Source organism: Pseudomonas sp. WJP1 (genome assembly GCF_028471945.1).
Lineage (GTDB): Bacteria > Pseudomonadota > Gammaproteobacteria > Pseudomonadales > Pseudomonadaceae > Aquipseudomonas.
In genome coordinates this window covers 6,642,427-6,656,968 of record NZ_CP110128.1, presented here as the reverse complement: position 1 = coordinate 6,656,968, position 14,542 = coordinate 6,642,427, and the positions used below count along the sequence as shown (strand labels likewise).

Sequence of the window (14,542 nt, the reverse complement as noted above, 5' to 3'; positions counted from 1 at the left end):
GCCACGCCTATCAGGCCTTTGCGTTTGATCAGGTTGTTTGGGTTTGCGGCAGTAAGCTGTGGTTTATCAACTAAACTCAGCTTTTTCGCCGATTTTCCGCCATCAGTCCTTAGTGAAATCGTTTTTGCAGGGTGCCTTTTGCACCTCGACAAAATGTTGCGCATGAACAAGCTGGGTCAATCGCAGTCTGTTCTGCATCGAATATTCATTTGCCGGGGCGCCCGTTGGCGCGTCGCTACCGTGAGATAGCCGTCCCCCATGTTTGGTTCCAACGACGACAAGAAGACCCCAGCTGCGGCTGGCGAAAAGAAAAGCCTGTTCGGATGGCTGCGCAAAAAGCCGCAGGAACCCGTCGTCGAACAGCCACAACCACTTCCTGAGCCAACGCCCGCGCCGGTAGTAAATGCTGCCGAACCTGCGCCGGTTGTGTTGCCGATCGCCGAGCCGGTGCTGCAACCGGTCGTCGAGACGGCGCCTGAAATCGTCGCCGAATTGCCGCTGACCCCGGTCGCCGATCCCTGGTTGACCTTGCCGGTGGCGGAAGAGCCGGTGGCGCTGGTCGTAGATGACCTGGCACCGCACGTGACACCGCCGATTCCGGTGCAGACGGTATCTACGCCGGAGCCGGTTCAGGCACCCGTGGTCGAGCCGGTCGTGGCACCGGTCGTCGAGGCAGCACCAACCCCTGCGGTCGCGGCATTTGTGCCGCCGGTTGCGCCGATTGTTCAAGCGCCAGAGCCTGCACCTGCACCTGCACCTGCACCTGCACCTGCACCTGCACCGATTATTGCTCCTGTTGTCGCTGCCCCCGTCGAAGCTCCAGTCGAGCCGGTACGCACCGAAGAAACCAAAGCCGGTTTCTTCGCCCGCCTCAAGCAAGGCCTGTCCAAGACCAGTGCCAGTATCGGCGAAGGCATGGCCAGCCTGTTCCTGGGCAGGAAAGCCATTGATGACGAGCTACTCGATGACCTCGAAACCCGCCTGCTGACGGCCGATGTCGGCGTGGAGGCCACTTCGGTGATCATCCAGCGCCTGACCCAGAAGGTTGCGCGCAAAGAACTGGCCGATGCCGATGCGCTGTACAAATCCCTGCAAGCCGAGCTGGCGGCCATGCTCAAACCCGTTGAGCAGCCGCTGAAAATCACCTCGCAGAACAAGCCTTTCGTGATCCTGGTGGTGGGCGTCAACGGTGCCGGTAAAACCACCACCATTGGCAAGCTGGCGAAGAAACTGCAGCTGGAAGGCAAGAAAGTCATGCTTGCCGCCGGCGACACCTTCCGTGCTGCCGCGGTCGAGCAATTGCAGGTCTGGGGCGAGCGCAACAAGATTCCGGTCATCGCCCAGCACACCGGGGCCGACTCGGCTTCGGTGATCTTCGACGCCGTGCAAGCCGCCAAGGCCCGTGGCATCGATGTGCTGATCGCCGACACCGCCGGTCGCCTGCACACCAAAGACAACCTGATGGAAGAACTGAAAAAGGTTCGCCGGGTGATCGGCAAGCTCGATGCCGACGCGCCGCACGAGGTGTTGCTGGTACTCGATGCCGGCACCGGCCAGAACGCCATCAACCAGGCCAAGCAATTCAACCAGACCGTCGAACTGACCGGCCTGGCGCTGACCAAGCTCGACGGGACCGCCAAGGGCGGGGTGATTTTCGCCCTGGCCAAGCAGTTTGGCCTGCCGATCCGCTACATCGGCGTCGGTGAAGGTATCGACGATTTGCGCACTTTTGAAGCTGAACCCTTTGTCCAGGCACTGTTTGCCGAGCGGGAGCGTTCATGATTCGTTTCGAACAGGTCGGTAAACGCTACCCGAACGGTCACGTCGGCTTGCATGAGCTGAGCTTTCGAGTCCGTCGGGGCGAATTTTTGTTTGTTACAGGTCATTCCGGCGCCGGCAAGAGCACCTTGTTGCGGCTGTTGCTGGCCATGGAGCGCCCGACCAGCGGCAAGCTGCTGCTGGCCGGGCAAGACCTGAGCACCATCAGCAACGCACAGATTCCATTCCTGCGTCGGCAGATCGGCGTGGTGTTCCAGAACCACCAGTTGCTGTTCGATCGCACGGTGTTCAACAACGTGGCGCTGCCGTTGCAGATCCTCGGTCTGTCCAAGGCCGAAATTGCCAAGCGCGTGGACTCGGCCCTGGAGCGCGTGGCGCTGTCGGACAAGACCGATCTGTATCCCGGCGACTTGTCCACCGGCCAGCAACAACGCGTTGGCATCGCCCGCGCCATCGTTCACCGCCCGGCGCTGCTGCTGGCGGACGAACCGACCGGTAACCTCGACCCGCGCCTGGCGGCGGAAATCATGGGTGTGTTCGAAGACATCAATCGCCTGGGCACCAGTGTGCTGATCGCCAGCCACGACCTGGCGCTGATCGCGCGCATGCGCCACCGCATGCTGACACTGCAACGCGGCCGATTGATCGGCGATGGGGAGGCCGGCGAATGAGTGCTACTCGCAGTCCAAAGGTTTCCGAGCGCGTGGCCCCCAAGGCTGCCGACCCGCAACCGCAGAAGAAAAAACACGACGACGATGATGGTCCGGATTTCGCCACGCTGTTGCGCGCCTGGATCGAAAGCCATCGCGCTAGTCTGCTGGACAGCTTGCGCCGGCTGGGCAAACAGCCCATCGGCAGCTTTTTCACCTGCATGGTGATGGCGGTGGCCTTGAGTTTGCCCATGGGCCTGTCACTTTTGCTAAGTAACGTCGAACGCCTCGGCGGTTCCTGGCAGCGTGCGGCGCAGATTTCCCTGTACCTGCAACTCGAGGCCAGCCCGACGGATGGCGAGGCGCTGCGCGAACAGATCAAGGGCATCCCGGGCGTGGCCGATGCCGAATACGTCGGTCGGGATCAGGCGCTGGAAGAGTTCCAGCAGCAGTCGGGCCTGGGCGAAGCGCTCAAGGAACTGCCGGAAAACCCGCTGCCTGGTGTGGTGCTGGTAACGCCGACTGAAGTCGACAAGCCGGCCCTTGAAGCATTAAGACAAAAACTTTCCGAACTGCCCAAGGTACAACAGGCGCAGCTTGATCTAGTCTGGGTCGAGCGTCTGGCAGCCATCCTCAAGCTGGGCGACCGATTTGTCTTCGGTCTGACCGTGCTTCTGGTTTCTGCATTACTTTTGGTGATAGGCAATACCATTCGTCTTCATATTGAAAACCGCCGCACAGAGATAGAAGTGATTAAACTCGTGGGCGGCACTGACAGCTATGTGCGCAGGCCCTTTCTCTATATGGGGGCGCTGTATGGTTTCGGTGCGGGGATTCTTTCCTGGGGCGTATTGGCGTTCGGCCTGGACTGGCTGAACGATGCGGTGGTCGGGTTGGCCGGGTTGTACGGCAGTGATTTCGCACTGGCCGGCGTACCGGTTGCCGACGGTCTGTCTCTCTTGCTTGGCGCGGTGCTGTTGGGTTATATCGGTGCATGGATTGCAGTCGCACGTCATCTCAGGGAGCTGGCGCCGAAGTAGAATCTTTTTTGCGCGTGATTGACCTTGCAGTTTCTAAGGGAACTTGTCTTGCGGTTTCCGGTCAATTTTCGCAGTGCCAATGGCACGAGTATGTAAGTGGGAGGTTTTTTCGTATGACCAATTCTTTGCAGCCTGCATATGCTCTGGTCCCGGGTGCGAACCTGGAGGCCTATGTGCACACCGTCAACAGCATTCCATTGCTGACGCCGGAGCAGGAGCGTGAACTGGCCGAGAGTCTCTATTATGAGCAGGATCTTGAGGCGGCTCGGCAGATGGTGCTCGCCCACCTGCGTTTTGTCGTACATATCGCCCGTAGCTATTCCGGCTACGGTCTGGCTCAGGCTGACCTGATCCAGGAAGGTAACGTCGGCCTGATGAAGGCCGTGAAGCGCTTCAACCCGGAAATGGGCGTGCGCCTGGTGTCCTTTGCCGTGCACTGGATCAAGGCTGAGATCCACGAATTCATCCTGCGTAACTGGCGGATCGTCAAAGTCGCGACCACCAAGGCCCAGCGCAAGCTGTTCTTCAACCTGCGCAGCCAGAAAAAACGCCTGGCCTGGCTGAACAACGAGGAAGTCCATCGTGTGGCGGAAAGCCTCGGGGTCGAGCCGCGGGAAGTGCGCGAGATGGAAAGTCGCCTGACCGGTCACGACATGGCCTTCGACCCGGCTGCTGAAGCCGACGACGACAGCGCCTTCCAGTCGCCGGCCAACTATCTGGAAGACCACCGGTACGACCCGGCCCGTCAACTGGAAGATGCCGACTGGAGCGACAACTCCAACCACAACCTGCACGAAGCGCTGGAAGTGCTGGACGACCGTAGCCGCGACATCCTCTACCAGCGCTGGCTGGCAGAAGAAAAGTCCACGCTGCACGACCTGGCGCAGAAGTACAACGTGTCGGCCGAGCGTATCCGTCAGCTCGAGAAGAGCGCGATGAACAAGCTCAAGTTGTCGATCGCGGCGTAACCTGCGCGAAGGCAATAAAAAACGCCCCGATCATTGATCGGGGCGTTTTTGTTGGTGCCCATTTTTCAGTATCACCTTGGCCCCTGTGGGAGCGGGCTTGCCCGCGATGACGTTGTGTCAGCCAACAAATTGGTCGCTGATACACCCCTATCGCGGGCAAGCCCGCTCCCACAGGGGATTCAGTGTCCGAGAAAATCGTGATCGACTATTGTGACCAAGGCGCCCGGCGCGAATCATTGAGCCCCACCAGATAGCTATCGCCACCGAGCTGGCTCATCTGCCGCCGAATCCAGCCTGCACGCCGTGCCACATAAGCGGTCGGATGGCTGGCACTCCATACTCGCGGGTTCGGCAACACGGCGGCCAGCAAGCTCGATTGCTGGCGACTGAGACCTTTTGCGCTTGTACCAAAGTGATGCCTGGCCGCCGCCTCGGCGCCAAACACCCCGTCGTCCCATTCGACGCTGTTGAGATACACCTCAAGAATCCGCTGCTTGGGCCAGAACACTTCGATCAACCCGGTAAACCAGGCTTCCAGGCCTTTGCGCAGCCAGCTGCGGCCAGACCACAGGAACAGGTTTTTCGACACTTGCTGGCTGAGGGTGCTGGCGCCGCGAATCGAACCGCCCAGCTCGTTATGGGCCAGTGCCGCCTTGATCGCATTTACGTCGAACCCCCAGTGCTCGGGGAATTTCTGGTCTTCGCCAGCAATCACCGCGACTTTCAGGTCGTCGGAGATCTCCTCCCACGGCTTCCAGGTGCGCTGCAGGTCAATGGGCTCGCCGTCGAACCAGGATTCGATCTTGCGCTCGACCATCAGGGCCGTCCCCGGTGGGGGCACCACGCGGAAAATCAGCACCAGCAATACGCTGCCGCCCATGAACCAGAGCACGGCCTTGAGGAAACGACGGAAATAGATACGCAGCATAGAGATGGCTTGGCCGAACCCGTTGAGCGGGCCATTATACAGACCCTGTTGATCGAGACTGACTGGAGTTCTTCATGCTGCGTGGCTTTTTGATGCTGGCCGCTTTTTTCGGCTTCACCGGTGTCGGTCTTGGGGCGTTTGCCGCCCACGGTCTGAAAAACCGCCTGAGCGCCGAATACCTGGCGATTTTCCATACCGGCGTCACCTATCAGCTGGTGCATACCTTGGCTTTGCTAGGCGTGGCGTTGCTGGCTACACAGATTCCCGGTCGCCTCGTGACCTGGGCCGGCGCTTCGTTTGCCATCGGCATCGTGCTGTTCTCCGGCAGCCTGTACGTGCTGACGCTGACGGGTGTCAGCAAGCTGGGCATCGTCACCCCATTCGGTGGCCTGGCCTTCCTCGCAGGCTGGCTTTGCCTGGGTCTCGCCGCCTGGCGCCTGCCGCTGACCGCTTGACGCTTGTTGCTGACCTTTAGGTCACGATCGGGCTAGAATGCCAGCCCCAAAAAATGATGGCGGCATTCGACATGCGCATTCAGTTGAACGGCGAATCCTTTGAACTGCCCGACGGTGAAACCGTTGCGGCCCTGCTGACCCGTCTGGACCTGACCGGACGCCGGGTGGCGGTCGAACTCAATCTGGATATCGTCCCGCGCAGCCAGCACGCAGACACTGCGCTGAACGACGGCGACAATGTTGAAGTGGTGCACGCCATCGGCGGCGGCTAGCCCCGTGGCCCAAGGGCCGACAGAATTCTGCAAGACCCTCACCCCTACAGAGGATTCCCCATGAGCATCGTTCGTAGCGACAAGCCTTTCGTCCTGGCCGGTCGTACTTACCAGTCGCGTTTGCTGGTCGGTACCGGCAAGTACCGTGACATGGAAGAAACCCGCCTGGCCATCGAGGCCTCGGGTGCCGAGATCGTCACTTTCGCCGTGCGCCGCACCAACCTCGGCCAGAACGCGGGCGAACCGAACCTGCTGGATTTCCTCTCGCCGGATCGCTACACCTTCCTGCCGAACACCGCCGGTTGCTACGACGCTGTCGAGGCCGTGCGCACCTGCCGCCTGGCCCGTGAGCTGCTCGATGGCCACAACCTGGTGAAACTGGAAGTGCTGGCGGATCAGAAAACCCTGTTCCCCAACGTGATCGAAACCCTCAAGGCCGCCGAATCGCTGGTCAAGGAAGGCTTCGACGTGATGGTCTACACCAGTGATGACCCGATCATTGCCCGTCAGCTGGCGGAAATCGGCTGCATCGCGGTCATGCCGCTGGCCGGCCTGATCGGTTCGGGCCTGGGGATCTGCAACCCGTACAACCTGCAGATCATCCTCGAAGAAGCGAAAATCCCGGTGCTGGTGGATGCCGGTGTCGGCACAGCTTCCGACGCCACCATCTCCATGGAACTGGGCTGTGATGCGGTGCTGATGAACTCGGCCATCGCCCACGCCCAGCAGCCGATCATGATGGCTGAAGCCATGAAACACGCGATCGTCGCAGGCCGCCTGGCCTACCTCGCCGGCCGCATGCCGAAAAAACTCTATGCCAGCGCCTCTTCGCCGCTGGATGGTCTGATCAAGTAAGAGCCATTGATGACTGAATCGAACGACACGCCAATCCAGACGGAAGAAGGCGACGAGCGCCAACACCGCCGCATCAAGAGTTTCGTGATGCGCGCCGGGCGCATGACCGAAGGCCAGCAACGTGGCCTGGAGCAGGGCGCGCCGCTGTTCGTGCTGCCCTTGGCCGACGCGCCGGTGGATTTCGACCAGGTCTTCGGCCGCTCGGCCCCGCGTTCGCTGGAGATCGGCTTCGGCATGGGCCATTCGCTGCTGGAAATGGCTGCGGCTGCACCGGAGCAGGATTTCATCGGCGTGGAGGTTCACCGTCCGGGAGTTGGCGCGCTGCTCAATGGCGTGTTGACCCAGGGTTTGACCAACCTGCGGGTCTACGATTGCGACGCCATCGAAGTGCTCAACCGCTGCGTGGCCGATAACAGCCTGGATCGCCTGATGCTGTTTTTCCCGGACCCATGGCACAAGAGCCGTCATCACAAGCGTCGTATCGTTCAGGCATCTTTCGCCGAACTGGTACGGAGCAAGTTGAAGGTCGGCGGTATCCTGCACATGGCCACCGACTGGGAACCGTACGCCGAATACATGCTGGAAGTGATGAACGTTGCCCCGGGTTACCGCAACCTCGCCGAAGACGGCAAGTGCGTACCACGCCCGGCCGAGCGCCCGATCACCAAGTTCGAACGCCGTGGCGAACGTCTTGGGCATGGCGTTTGGGATTTGAAGTTCGAAAAGCAGTCCTAAACCCTGTGCTGTAAACCTGTGGGAGCCAGCCTGCTGGCGATGGTGTGTCAGTCGACATCAATGTGTCTGACACACCATCGCCAGCAGGCTGGCTCCCACAGTTATTTTTGGTCACGCAAAAATCAGCGGCGGTCGGCGACTACGCCGATGAGCACCAGCACCACCAGCAACACTGGCGCCAGGCTGTAGTTGTTGAACTGGCTCAGGCCCTTGACGATCCATGGCGTGGCGTAGATCAACGCCGCACCGCTGCCGATCATGCACAGCAGCGACATCAACGGTACGCGCAAGGCGCCGGCGATGCTGCCCAGGCGTTGCTCGACCCAGCCCTTGAAATCCGCGCCGAACAACACCAGCAGGCAACCCACTAGGGCGAGGGCGATTTCCGAGAGGTTGCTGCGGCTCCAGCGAGACGCGGTGGCGAGCAGGTCGAGTACCAAATCCATTCGATTTCCTTATGTCAGAAATTTCTGCAGCAAGTCGTTGAGGAAGAGTTGTCCGCGCTCGGTAGCCGCCAGACGTGACGGTTCGACCTGCAACAGGCCGCTTTGTTCGGCTTCGCGACGGCTTTCGGCGAGGCTTTCCAGGGTCATGCCGGTGCGTTCCGGATACAGCCGAGCTTCGACACCGGCTGTCAGGCGCAGGGCGTTCATCAGGAACTCGAACGGCATTTCTTCATTGGTCAGCGCTTTTTCGCCAGCCTGGAAGTGCTTTTTCGGGTTCAGGTAGTCCTTCGGCAAGCGGGTCTTCCAGGTGCGGATAATGCGTCCGTCCGGATGGCTGAGCTTGCCGTGGGCACCGGCACCGATGCCGATGAAGTCGCCAAAGCTCCAGTAATTGAGGTTGTGTCGCGCCGGACGACCCGGTTGGGCATACGCCGAGACTTCATACTGGGCATAACCGTGTTCGGCCAAAAGCGCCTGCCCGGCTTCCTGAATGTCCCACAGGGTGTCGTCTTCCGGAAGCGTCGGCGGCTGGTTCCAGAATACGGTGTTCGGTTCCAGGGTCAGCTGATACCAGGACAGGTGGGTCGGCTTCAGGGCGATGGCCTGGCGCAAGTCGCTCAGGGCGTCTTCGAGCGACTGATCGGGCAAGCCGTGCATCAAGTCCAGGTTGAAGTTATCGAACCCCGCTTGACGGGCCATGCCGGCGGCGCGCACGGCCTCGTCACCGTTGTGGATGCGACCCAGGGCAGTGAGCTTTTCTTGCTGGAAACTCTGGATGCCAATCGACAGGCGATTGATGCCCAGTGCCCGGTAGGCGATGAACTTCTCTTGTTCGAAGGTCCCCGGATTGGCTTCCAGGGTGATCTCGATGTCGCTGGCGAAAGGAATGCGCTGCTCGACACCCTTGAGCAAGCGACCTAGCGCCTGGGCGCTGAACAGGCTGGGCGTGCCGCCGCCGAAGAAGATCGAGCTCAATTCGCGGCCGTAGACGGCGTGCAGGTCCTGATCGAGGTCAGCCAGCAACGCGTCGACATACTCTTCTTCCGGCAGCACGGGGCTGGCGGTGTGGGAGTTGAAGTCGCAATAAGGGCATTTGCGTACGCACCACGGGATGTGGATGTACAGCGCCAGGGGCGGCAGCACAGGCAGGGCGGCCCGAGGCGATTGTGCGGCGCCGCCGAAGATCAGCGGCGACGCGGAGGATTCACGGGTCATTTCAAGCCCAGACGCTGGCGCAGCAGATCCATTGCACGGGCGCGGTGACTGATCTGGTTCTTGTCGCCCGGGCTGAGCTCGGCGCTGGAGCAATCACGCTCCGGCACCCAGAACAGCGGGTCGTAGCCAAAACCGTGTTCGCCGCTGGCCTGGGTCAGGATGCGGCCGTGCCACAGGCCTTCGCAAAGAATCGGCAGCGGATCATCGGCGTGCCGCACCAGCGCCAGTACGCAGACGAACTGTGCGCCACGTTCGGCTTCGGGCACGTCCTTCAACACCTCGAGCAACTTGGCATTGTTCGCCGCATCGCCCTTGCCATCGGCATAACGTGCCGAGTAGATGCCCGGCGCACCGCCAAGGAAATCCACCGCCAACCCGGAATCGTCGGCCAGTGCCGGCAAGCCGGAAATGCGCGCGGCATTGCGGGCCTTGAGGATGGCGTTCTCGACGAACGACAGGCCGGTTTCTTCAGGCTCCACGCTGCTGAACTCGCCGATCGAGCGCAGTTGCACCGACTCGCCGAGCATGGCCTGGAGTTCCTTGAGTTTGCCGGCGTTATGGCTGGCGAGTACGAGTTGCGTGAAGTTGATCATTCGCCGGGGAAGAGCTCTTGGTTGAAGTTGATGGTGTTGATTTTGTCACCGGTCTGCACCTTGATGTCGAAGGTGCGGGTTTCCTGCTGTTCCACCGGGTATTGGGCGATGTAGTAGATCGCGCCTTGTTCGGTGATCTGGCGGAATTTCAGGTTGATGCTCTGGCTGGTCAGGTCTTTGACCGTACCACTGACCTGCGCCATCTGCGGCTTGCCATCCTTGATCACCGAAACGTTGATCACGCCCTGATTCTTGCTGCGTGTCAGTTCCGCGGCCTTGGCAATGTCGGGTGTCAGGAAGGTGGAGTTGAAGGTGTTGTAGTGCACCGTCGTGTCGCCAAAGACTTCCTTGCGATCACCTTTGATTGCATCAGCGGCCATGGCCGTGACGCTCAGGCAGGCGGTGAGTAGTAACAGCGCTAGACGACCCATGATCGTTCTCCTCGAAATAAGGTGTTCAGACCGCGACCTTGTGGTCTGCAAGCCCCGGGCTGCTGACGCGGTAAATGCCGATCTCACCTAACAGATTAGGCCATAGCTTGCTGGCCCACCCGTGTCGATGCTGTTGATCCACGGCCAGCCGATCAATGACCTTGGCTTCACGTTCGAGACACAAGGCTTCAAAGTCGGCGAAGGTGCAGAAGTGGATGTTCGGCGTGTTGTACCAGGTATACGGCAGGAACTCGGAAACCGGCATCCGGCCCTTGCTCGCCAGGTACCAGCGGCAGCGCCAGTGACCGAAATTCGGGAAGGTGATGATGCACTGGCGGCCGACCCGCAGCATTTCGTCGAGGATCTTGTCCGGGTAGTGCACCGCTTGCAGCGCCTGGGTCATGACCACGATGTCGAAACTGTTGCTGGCAAAGTTGCCCAGGCCCTTGTCCAGGTCCTGCTCGATGACGTTGATGCCCTTGGCCACGCATTCGGCGATGTTATCGGCGTCGTTTTCCAGGCCGTAGCCGGTGACCTGCTTGTTGTCGCGCAGCCAGGTCAGCAGTTCGCCGTTGCCGCAACCGAGGTCGAGCACGCGGCTGCCGGCGGGTATCCATTCCTGGATGATTTCCAGATCAGCTCTCATGGCTATCTCACAACGTAATGCGGTTCATGTAATTGCCGAACGCCTGCAAGTAGCGCGGGATCGGAATCAGGAAGGCGTCGTGGCCTTGCGGCGCGTCGATTTCCAGGTAGCAGACGTCCTTGCGCGCGGCCATCAGCGCGTCCACAAGTTCCCGCGAGCGGGCAGGGGAGAAGCGCCAGTCGGTGGTGAACGACATCACGCAGAACTTGGCGGTGGCGTTGGCGAAGGTTTTCGCCAGGTCATCGTCGAAGTTGGCCGCCGGGTCGAAGTAGTCCAGGGCCTTGGTCATCAGCAGGTAAGTGTTGGCGTCGAAACGCCCGGAGAACTCTTCACCCTGATAGCGCAGGTAGCTTTCGACCTGGAACTCGACGCTGTGGAAGTCGTAGTTGAGCTTCTCGCTTTTCAGGCCGCGACCGAATTTCTCACCCATGGAGTCGTCGGACAGGTAGGTGATGTGCCCGACCATCCGCGCCAGCATCAGCCCGCGCTTGGGGATCACGCTGTGTTCCTGGAACGAGCCGCCGTGGAATTCGGGGTCGGTGAGGATCGCCTGGCGCGCCACTTCGTTGAAGGCGATGTTCTGCGCCGACAGCTTGGGGGCCGAGGCGATGGCCAGGCAATGGCGGATGCGGTCTGGGTAAGTGATGCTCCATTGCATCGCCTGCATGCCACCCAGGCTGCCGCCGATCACCGCGGCAAACTGGGCGATGCCGAGGCGATCGGCCAGGCGCGCCTGGCTGTGCACCCAGTCTTCCACGGTCAATACCGGGAAATCGGCACCGAATGGCTTGCCGGTTTCCGGGTTGATACTGCTCGGGCCGGTAGAGCCGTTGCAGCCACCGAGATTGTTCAGGCTGACCACGAAGAACTTGCTGGTGTCGATGGGCTTGCCGGGCCCGATGCAGCTGTCCCACCAACCGGGTTTGCGGTCGTCGGGGCTGTGATAACCGGCGGCATGGTGGTGGCCGGACAAGGCGTGGCAGATCAGCACGGCGTTGCTCGCCGTGGCGTTCAGGGTGCCGTAGGTCTCGTAGATCAGGTCATAGGCCGGGAGCGAACGGCCGCAGGCCAACGCCAGGGGTTCGCTGAAGTGCGCCACTTGTGGCGTCACCAGACCAACAGAATCGGGGGGAAAGGCAGCTGGCATCGACCCTGCTCTCGTTGAAATGAGGCGTAAGTCTAAAGACCGGTGGGGTTAGCGGCAAGCAAAGGCCGGGCCTCATTTCATTCAGTCAGACCGAGGCGTGGCCTTCGCGGGCAAGCCTCGCTCCTACAGGTCCAGAGTCGTTCGCAAATCCGGGACCATCACAAACTCTGTAGGAGCGAGCGGGCGGCGATCCGACTTGCCCGCGAAGAACGATGACGCGGTCTAGATCAGGCCGAACAGTTGTTTCGGCATCAACGCGTAGTAAGCCAGGCGCGGAATCAGCCAGCTCTGCAGCAATTGCAGCGCGATGAAGGCAAAGATCGGCGAGATGTCGAGGCCGCCCAGGTTCGGAATGATCCGGCGGAACGGCGCCAGTACCGGTTCAGTGATCTGCTGCACCAGCTCGGCGCCCGGGTTGTGGCTTCCCGGAGCGACCCAGGACAGGATCACACTGATGATCATCGCCCAGAACAGGATCTTCAGGAACAGCGCGAAGATGCCGATCAGCGCCCAAGGGGCCAGGAACAGCACATCGACCGAGTAGCCACTGAGCAGCAGGATGACCGCGAACAGCGCCATTTGCACGACCAGGGCCAGCACCAGCGAGGACATGTCCAGCCCGAACATGCTCGGGATCACCCGGCGCAGTGGCTTGAGCAGCGGTTGCGTGGCCTTGACGGCGAATTGGCAGAGCGGGTTGTAGAAGTTCGCCCGCACCAATTGCAGGATGAAACGCAGCAACACGATCAAAAGATACAGGCTGCCCAAGGTCTGGATCACAAAAATGGCAGCGTCATTGAGTCCGAGCATTGTCGATTCCTTATTAAGTGCTGATTAGCGACCGAGTTGCTCAGCCATCTCGGCCGAGCGGTGCGCGGCGGCGCCCAGGGCTTTTTCGACCAGTGCTTCGAAGCCATTGGCCTGGAACGATTTGATCGCGGCTTCGGTGGTGCCGGCGGGCGAAGTGACGCGGCGGCGCAGTTCGGCGGCGTCGACGTCGCTGGACACCGCCATGTGGGCGGCGCCCAAGGCGGTTTGCAAGGTCAGTTGGGCGGCGATGTCTGCCGGCAGGCCGAGTTTGACGCCGGCGGCGGTCATGGCTTCGATCAGCAGGAAAAAGTACGCAGGGCCGGAACCTGAAACGGCGGTGACCGCATCCAGTTGCTGTTCCTCGTCCAGCCACAGGGCAATGCCAACCGCCGATAGCAGCTCTTGAGCTTGCTGGCGTTGTTCAGCTGTCACCTGGGCGGTCGCGAACAGGCCGCTCACGCCCTGACGCAACAGCGCCGGCGTGTTGGGCATGCAGCGCACGATCGGCTGGGTGCCGAGCCAGTTGTTCATGCTGGCGCAGGTGATGCCAGCGGCGATCGACACCACCAGTTGCGAGGGCTTCAGGCTTGGGCGAATGGCTTCGCAAACAGTCTTCATCGCCTGGGGCTTGACCGCCAGCACGACCACATCGGCGCCTTCAATGGCCTGGGCATTGTCGGCGAATACTTCGATGCCATGTTCGGCGCTCACACGGGCGCGGGTTTCTTCGCCCGGATCGCTGGCGCGGATCTGCGCGGCTTCCAGACCTTTGGCCCGCAGGCCGCCGATCAAGCTGGCGGCCATGTTGCCGGCACCGATAAAGGCAATACGCGTCTTGCTCATGTCAGGTCCTTATCAATAAGTGGGATGGCCATATTTACGACTGGCTGTAGTCGCGGGCGCCAAACAGTGCGGTACCGATCCGCACCCAGGTGGCGCCCTGGGCGATGGCCGATTCGAGATCGTGGCTCATCCCCATGGAAAGTGTGTCGAGCGGCAGATTCAGGCTGGCCTGCAGGCTTTGCACGGCAGCGAAAGCGGCATCCTGGGCGGCACGATCTTCGGTCGGCTCGGGAATGGCCATCAGCCCGCGCAATTTCAGGCGCGGCAAGGCGCTGATGGCGTTGGCCAGGGCCGGCAGGTCCGCCGGGGTGCAGCCGGACTTGCTGGCTTCACCGCTGACGTTGACCTGGATGCAGATGTTCAAGGGCGGCAGATCGGCAGGGCGTTGTTCGGACAAGCGTTGCGCGATTTTCAGGCGGTCCACGGAATGCACCCAGGCGAAGTGCTCGGCGATTGCGCGAGTCTTGTTCGATTGAATGGGGCCGATGAAGTGCCAGATCAAGGGCAGGTCGCTCAGTTCAAGCTGCTTGCCCAGTGCTTCCTGCAGGTAGTTTTCGCCAAAGTCGCGCAGGCCCGCGGCATAGGCTTCACGCAGCGCCTGTGCGGGTTTGGTCTTGCTCACGGCCAGCAATTGGACGCTGTTTTCATCGCGGTGGGCGGCGAGGGCGGCGGCACGGATGCGTGAACCAACCTGTTCAATGTTGTCTGCTATCGTGGACATTCAAGAGG

18 protein-coding genes are annotated in these 14,542 nt (G+C 61.0%); 8 read left to right on the top strand and 10 right to left on the bottom strand.

Annotated elements, in window-relative coordinates; all coding sequences use genetic code 11:
• The first annotated feature begins 258 nt into the window (after positions 1-258).
• From ftsY to rpoH, 4 genes are all read left to right on the top strand, one after another.
• Complete coding sequence (gene ftsY, locus OH720_RS30030; RefSeq protein ID WP_272603890.1) at positions 259-1,782, top strand: signal recognition particle-docking protein FtsY; 1,524 nt, start codon at positions 259-261, stop codon at positions 1,780-1,782.
• Complete coding sequence (gene ftsE / locus OH720_RS30025) at positions 1,779-2,450, top strand: cell division ATP-binding protein FtsE (protein WP_008065082.1); 672 nt, start codon at positions 1,779-1,781, stop codon at positions 2,448-2,450. The genes ftsY and ftsE overlap by 4 nt, the downstream gene beginning before the upstream one ends.
• Positions 2,447-3,469: a permease-like cell division protein FtsX gene (gene ftsX, locus OH720_RS30020; RefSeq protein ID WP_180202290.1), complete on the top strand. Its 1,023-nt coding sequence runs from the start codon at positions 2,447-2,449 to the stop codon at positions 3,467-3,469. Before ftsE ends, ftsX begins: the two co-directional genes overlap by 4 nt.
• A gap of 113 nt (positions 3,470-3,582) precedes the next feature.
• Positions 3,583-4,437 (top strand): RNA polymerase sigma factor RpoH, encoded by an 855-nt coding sequence (rpoH, locus tag OH720_RS30015; protein WP_008065085.1) that lies wholly within the window; start codon positions 3,583-3,585, stop codon positions 4,435-4,437.
• A gap of 205 nt (positions 4,438-4,642) precedes the next feature.
• Here rpoH and mtgA read toward each other — a convergent pair whose 3' ends face one another.
• The gene (gene mtgA, locus OH720_RS30010) at positions 4,643-5,365 is read right to left on the bottom strand and encodes a monofunctional biosynthetic peptidoglycan transglycosylase (RefSeq protein WP_272603889.1); all 723 of its coding nucleotides are present in this window, start codon (positions 5,363-5,365) and stop codon (positions 4,643-4,645) included.
• 74 nt (positions 5,366-5,439) lie between these two features.
• Between mtgA and OH720_RS30005 the strand changes: the two genes are divergently transcribed.
• From OH720_RS30005 to trmB, 4 genes are all read left to right on the top strand, one after another.
• Entirely contained in the window at positions 5,440-5,820 is a 381-nt protein-coding gene (locus OH720_RS30005) for a DUF423 domain-containing protein (RefSeq protein WP_180202292.1), read from the top strand.
• 71 nt (positions 5,821-5,891) lie between these two features.
• Positions 5,892-6,092, top strand: coding sequence for a sulfur carrier protein ThiS (thiS, locus tag OH720_RS30000; protein WP_050562648.1), 201 nt, complete (start codon positions 5,892-5,894; stop codon positions 6,090-6,092).
• A gap of 60 nt (positions 6,093-6,152) precedes the next feature.
• Positions 6,153-6,947, top strand: a complete 795-nt coding sequence (locus OH720_RS29995; RefSeq protein ID WP_180202293.1) for a thiazole synthase — start codon at positions 6,153-6,155, stop codon at positions 6,945-6,947.
• A gap of 9 nt (positions 6,948-6,956) precedes the next feature.
• Entirely contained in the window at positions 6,957-7,682 is a 726-nt protein-coding gene (gene trmB, locus OH720_RS29990; RefSeq protein ID WP_008065101.1) for a tRNA (guanosine(46)-N7)-methyltransferase TrmB, read from the top strand.
• Positions 7,683-7,804: 122 nt separating this feature from the next.
• Here trmB and OH720_RS29985 read toward each other — a convergent pair whose 3' ends face one another.
• From OH720_RS29985 to OH720_RS29945, 9 genes are all read right to left on the bottom strand, one after another.
• Positions 7,805-8,128, bottom strand: a complete 324-nt coding sequence (locus OH720_RS29985) for a DUF3392 domain-containing protein (protein ID WP_008063519.1) — start codon at positions 8,126-8,128, stop codon at positions 7,805-7,807.
• Positions 8,129-8,137: 9 nt separating this feature from the next.
• Positions 8,138-9,343 (bottom strand): radical SAM family heme chaperone HemW, encoded by a 1,206-nt coding sequence (hemW, locus tag OH720_RS29980; protein WP_272603888.1) that lies wholly within the window; start codon positions 9,341-9,343, stop codon positions 8,138-8,140.
• Entirely contained in the window at positions 9,340-9,936 is a 597-nt protein-coding gene (rdgB, locus tag OH720_RS29975) for an RdgB/HAM1 family non-canonical purine NTP pyrophosphatase (protein WP_008063510.1), read from the bottom strand. The genes hemW and rdgB overlap by 4 nt, the downstream gene beginning before the upstream one ends.
• The gene (locus OH720_RS29970) at positions 9,933-10,367 is read right to left on the bottom strand and encodes a DUF4426 domain-containing protein (protein WP_008063507.1); all 435 of its coding nucleotides are present in this window, start codon (positions 10,365-10,367) and stop codon (positions 9,933-9,935) included. Before OH720_RS29970 ends, rdgB begins: the two co-directional genes overlap by 4 nt.
• Positions 10,368-10,392: 25 nt before the next feature.
• Complete coding sequence (gene metW, locus OH720_RS29965) at positions 10,393-11,013, bottom strand: methionine biosynthesis protein MetW (protein WP_008063505.1); 621 nt, start codon at positions 11,011-11,013, stop codon at positions 10,393-10,395.
• A 7-nt stretch (positions 11,014-11,020) separates the two neighbouring features.
• Entirely contained in the window at positions 11,021-12,160 is a 1,140-nt protein-coding gene (gene metX / locus OH720_RS29960; protein ID WP_180202297.1) for a homoserine O-succinyltransferase MetX, read from the bottom strand.
• A gap of 222 nt (positions 12,161-12,382) precedes the next feature.
• On the bottom strand, positions 12,383-12,970 hold the full coding sequence (locus OH720_RS29955; RefSeq protein ID WP_272603887.1) for a YggT family protein: 588 nt from the start codon (positions 12,968-12,970) through the stop codon (positions 12,383-12,385).
• Between the two features lie 24 nt (positions 12,971-12,994).
• Positions 12,995-13,813: a pyrroline-5-carboxylate reductase gene (gene proC, locus OH720_RS29950; protein ID WP_272603886.1), complete on the bottom strand. Its 819-nt coding sequence runs from the start codon at positions 13,811-13,813 to the stop codon at positions 12,995-12,997.
• 34 nt (positions 13,814-13,847) lie between these two features.
• A complete protein-coding gene (locus tag OH720_RS29945) occupies positions 13,848-14,534 on the bottom strand; it encodes a YggS family pyridoxal phosphate-dependent enzyme (protein WP_272603885.1) in 687 nt (228 codons plus the stop codon).
• Positions 14,535-14,542: the final 8 nt, after the last annotated feature.

What these genes read in the sequence shown, in the direction of transcription:
- ftsY (WP_272603890.1), top strand. Translation starts at nt 259, where the DNA reads ATGTTTGGTTCCAACGACGACAAGAAGACCCCAGCTGCGGCTGGCGAA.
- ftsE (WP_008065082.1), top strand. Translation starts at nt 1,779, where the DNA reads ATGATTCGTTTCGAACAGGTCGGTAAACGCTACCCGAACGGTCACGTC.
- ftsX (WP_180202290.1), top strand. Translation starts at nt 2,447, where the DNA reads ATGAGTGCTACTCGCAGTCCAAAGGTTTCCGAGCGCGTGGCCCCCAAG.
- rpoH (WP_008065085.1), top strand. Translation starts at nt 3,583, where the DNA reads ATGACCAATTCTTTGCAGCCTGCATATGCTCTGGTCCCGGGTGCGAAC.
- mtgA (WP_272603889.1), bottom strand. Translation starts at nt 5,365, where the DNA reads ATGCTGCGTATCTATTTCCGTCGTTTCCTCAAGGCCGTGCTCTGGTTC.
- OH720_RS30005 (WP_180202292.1), top strand. Translation starts at nt 5,440, where the DNA reads ATGCTGCGTGGCTTTTTGATGCTGGCCGCTTTTTTCGGCTTCACCGGT.
- thiS (WP_050562648.1), top strand. Translation starts at nt 5,892, where the DNA reads ATGCGCATTCAGTTGAACGGCGAATCCTTTGAACTGCCCGACGGTGAA.
- OH720_RS29995 (WP_180202293.1), top strand. Translation starts at nt 6,153, where the DNA reads ATGAGCATCGTTCGTAGCGACAAGCCTTTCGTCCTGGCCGGTCGTACT.
- trmB (WP_008065101.1), top strand. Translation starts at nt 6,957, where the DNA reads ATGACTGAATCGAACGACACGCCAATCCAGACGGAAGAAGGCGACGAG.
- OH720_RS29985 (WP_008063519.1), bottom strand. Translation starts at nt 8,128, where the DNA reads ATGGATTTGGTACTCGACCTGCTCGCCACCGCGTCTCGCTGGAGCCGC.
- hemW (WP_272603888.1), bottom strand. Translation starts at nt 9,343, where the DNA reads ATGACCCGTGAATCCTCCGCGTCGCCGCTGATCTTCGGCGGCGCCGCA.
- rdgB (WP_008063510.1), bottom strand. Translation starts at nt 9,936, where the DNA reads ATGATCAACTTCACGCAACTCGTACTCGCCAGCCATAACGCCGGCAAA.
- OH720_RS29970 (WP_008063507.1), bottom strand. Translation starts at nt 10,367, where the DNA reads ATGGGTCGTCTAGCGCTGTTACTACTCACCGCCTGCCTGAGCGTCACG.
- metW (WP_008063505.1), bottom strand. Translation starts at nt 11,013, where the DNA reads ATGAGAGCTGATCTGGAAATCATCCAGGAATGGATACCCGCCGGCAGC.
- metX (WP_180202297.1), bottom strand. Translation starts at nt 12,160, where the DNA reads ATGCCAGCTGCCTTTCCCCCCGATTCTGTTGGTCTGGTGACGCCACAA.
- OH720_RS29955 (WP_272603887.1), bottom strand. Translation starts at nt 12,970, where the DNA reads ATGCTCGGACTCAATGACGCTGCCATTTTTGTGATCCAGACCTTGGGC.
- proC (WP_272603886.1), bottom strand. Translation starts at nt 13,813, where the DNA reads ATGAGCAAGACGCGTATTGCCTTTATCGGTGCCGGCAACATGGCCGCC.
- OH720_RS29945 (WP_272603885.1), bottom strand. Translation starts at nt 14,534, where the DNA reads ATGTCCACGATAGCAGACAACATTGAACAGGTTGGTTCACGCATCCGT.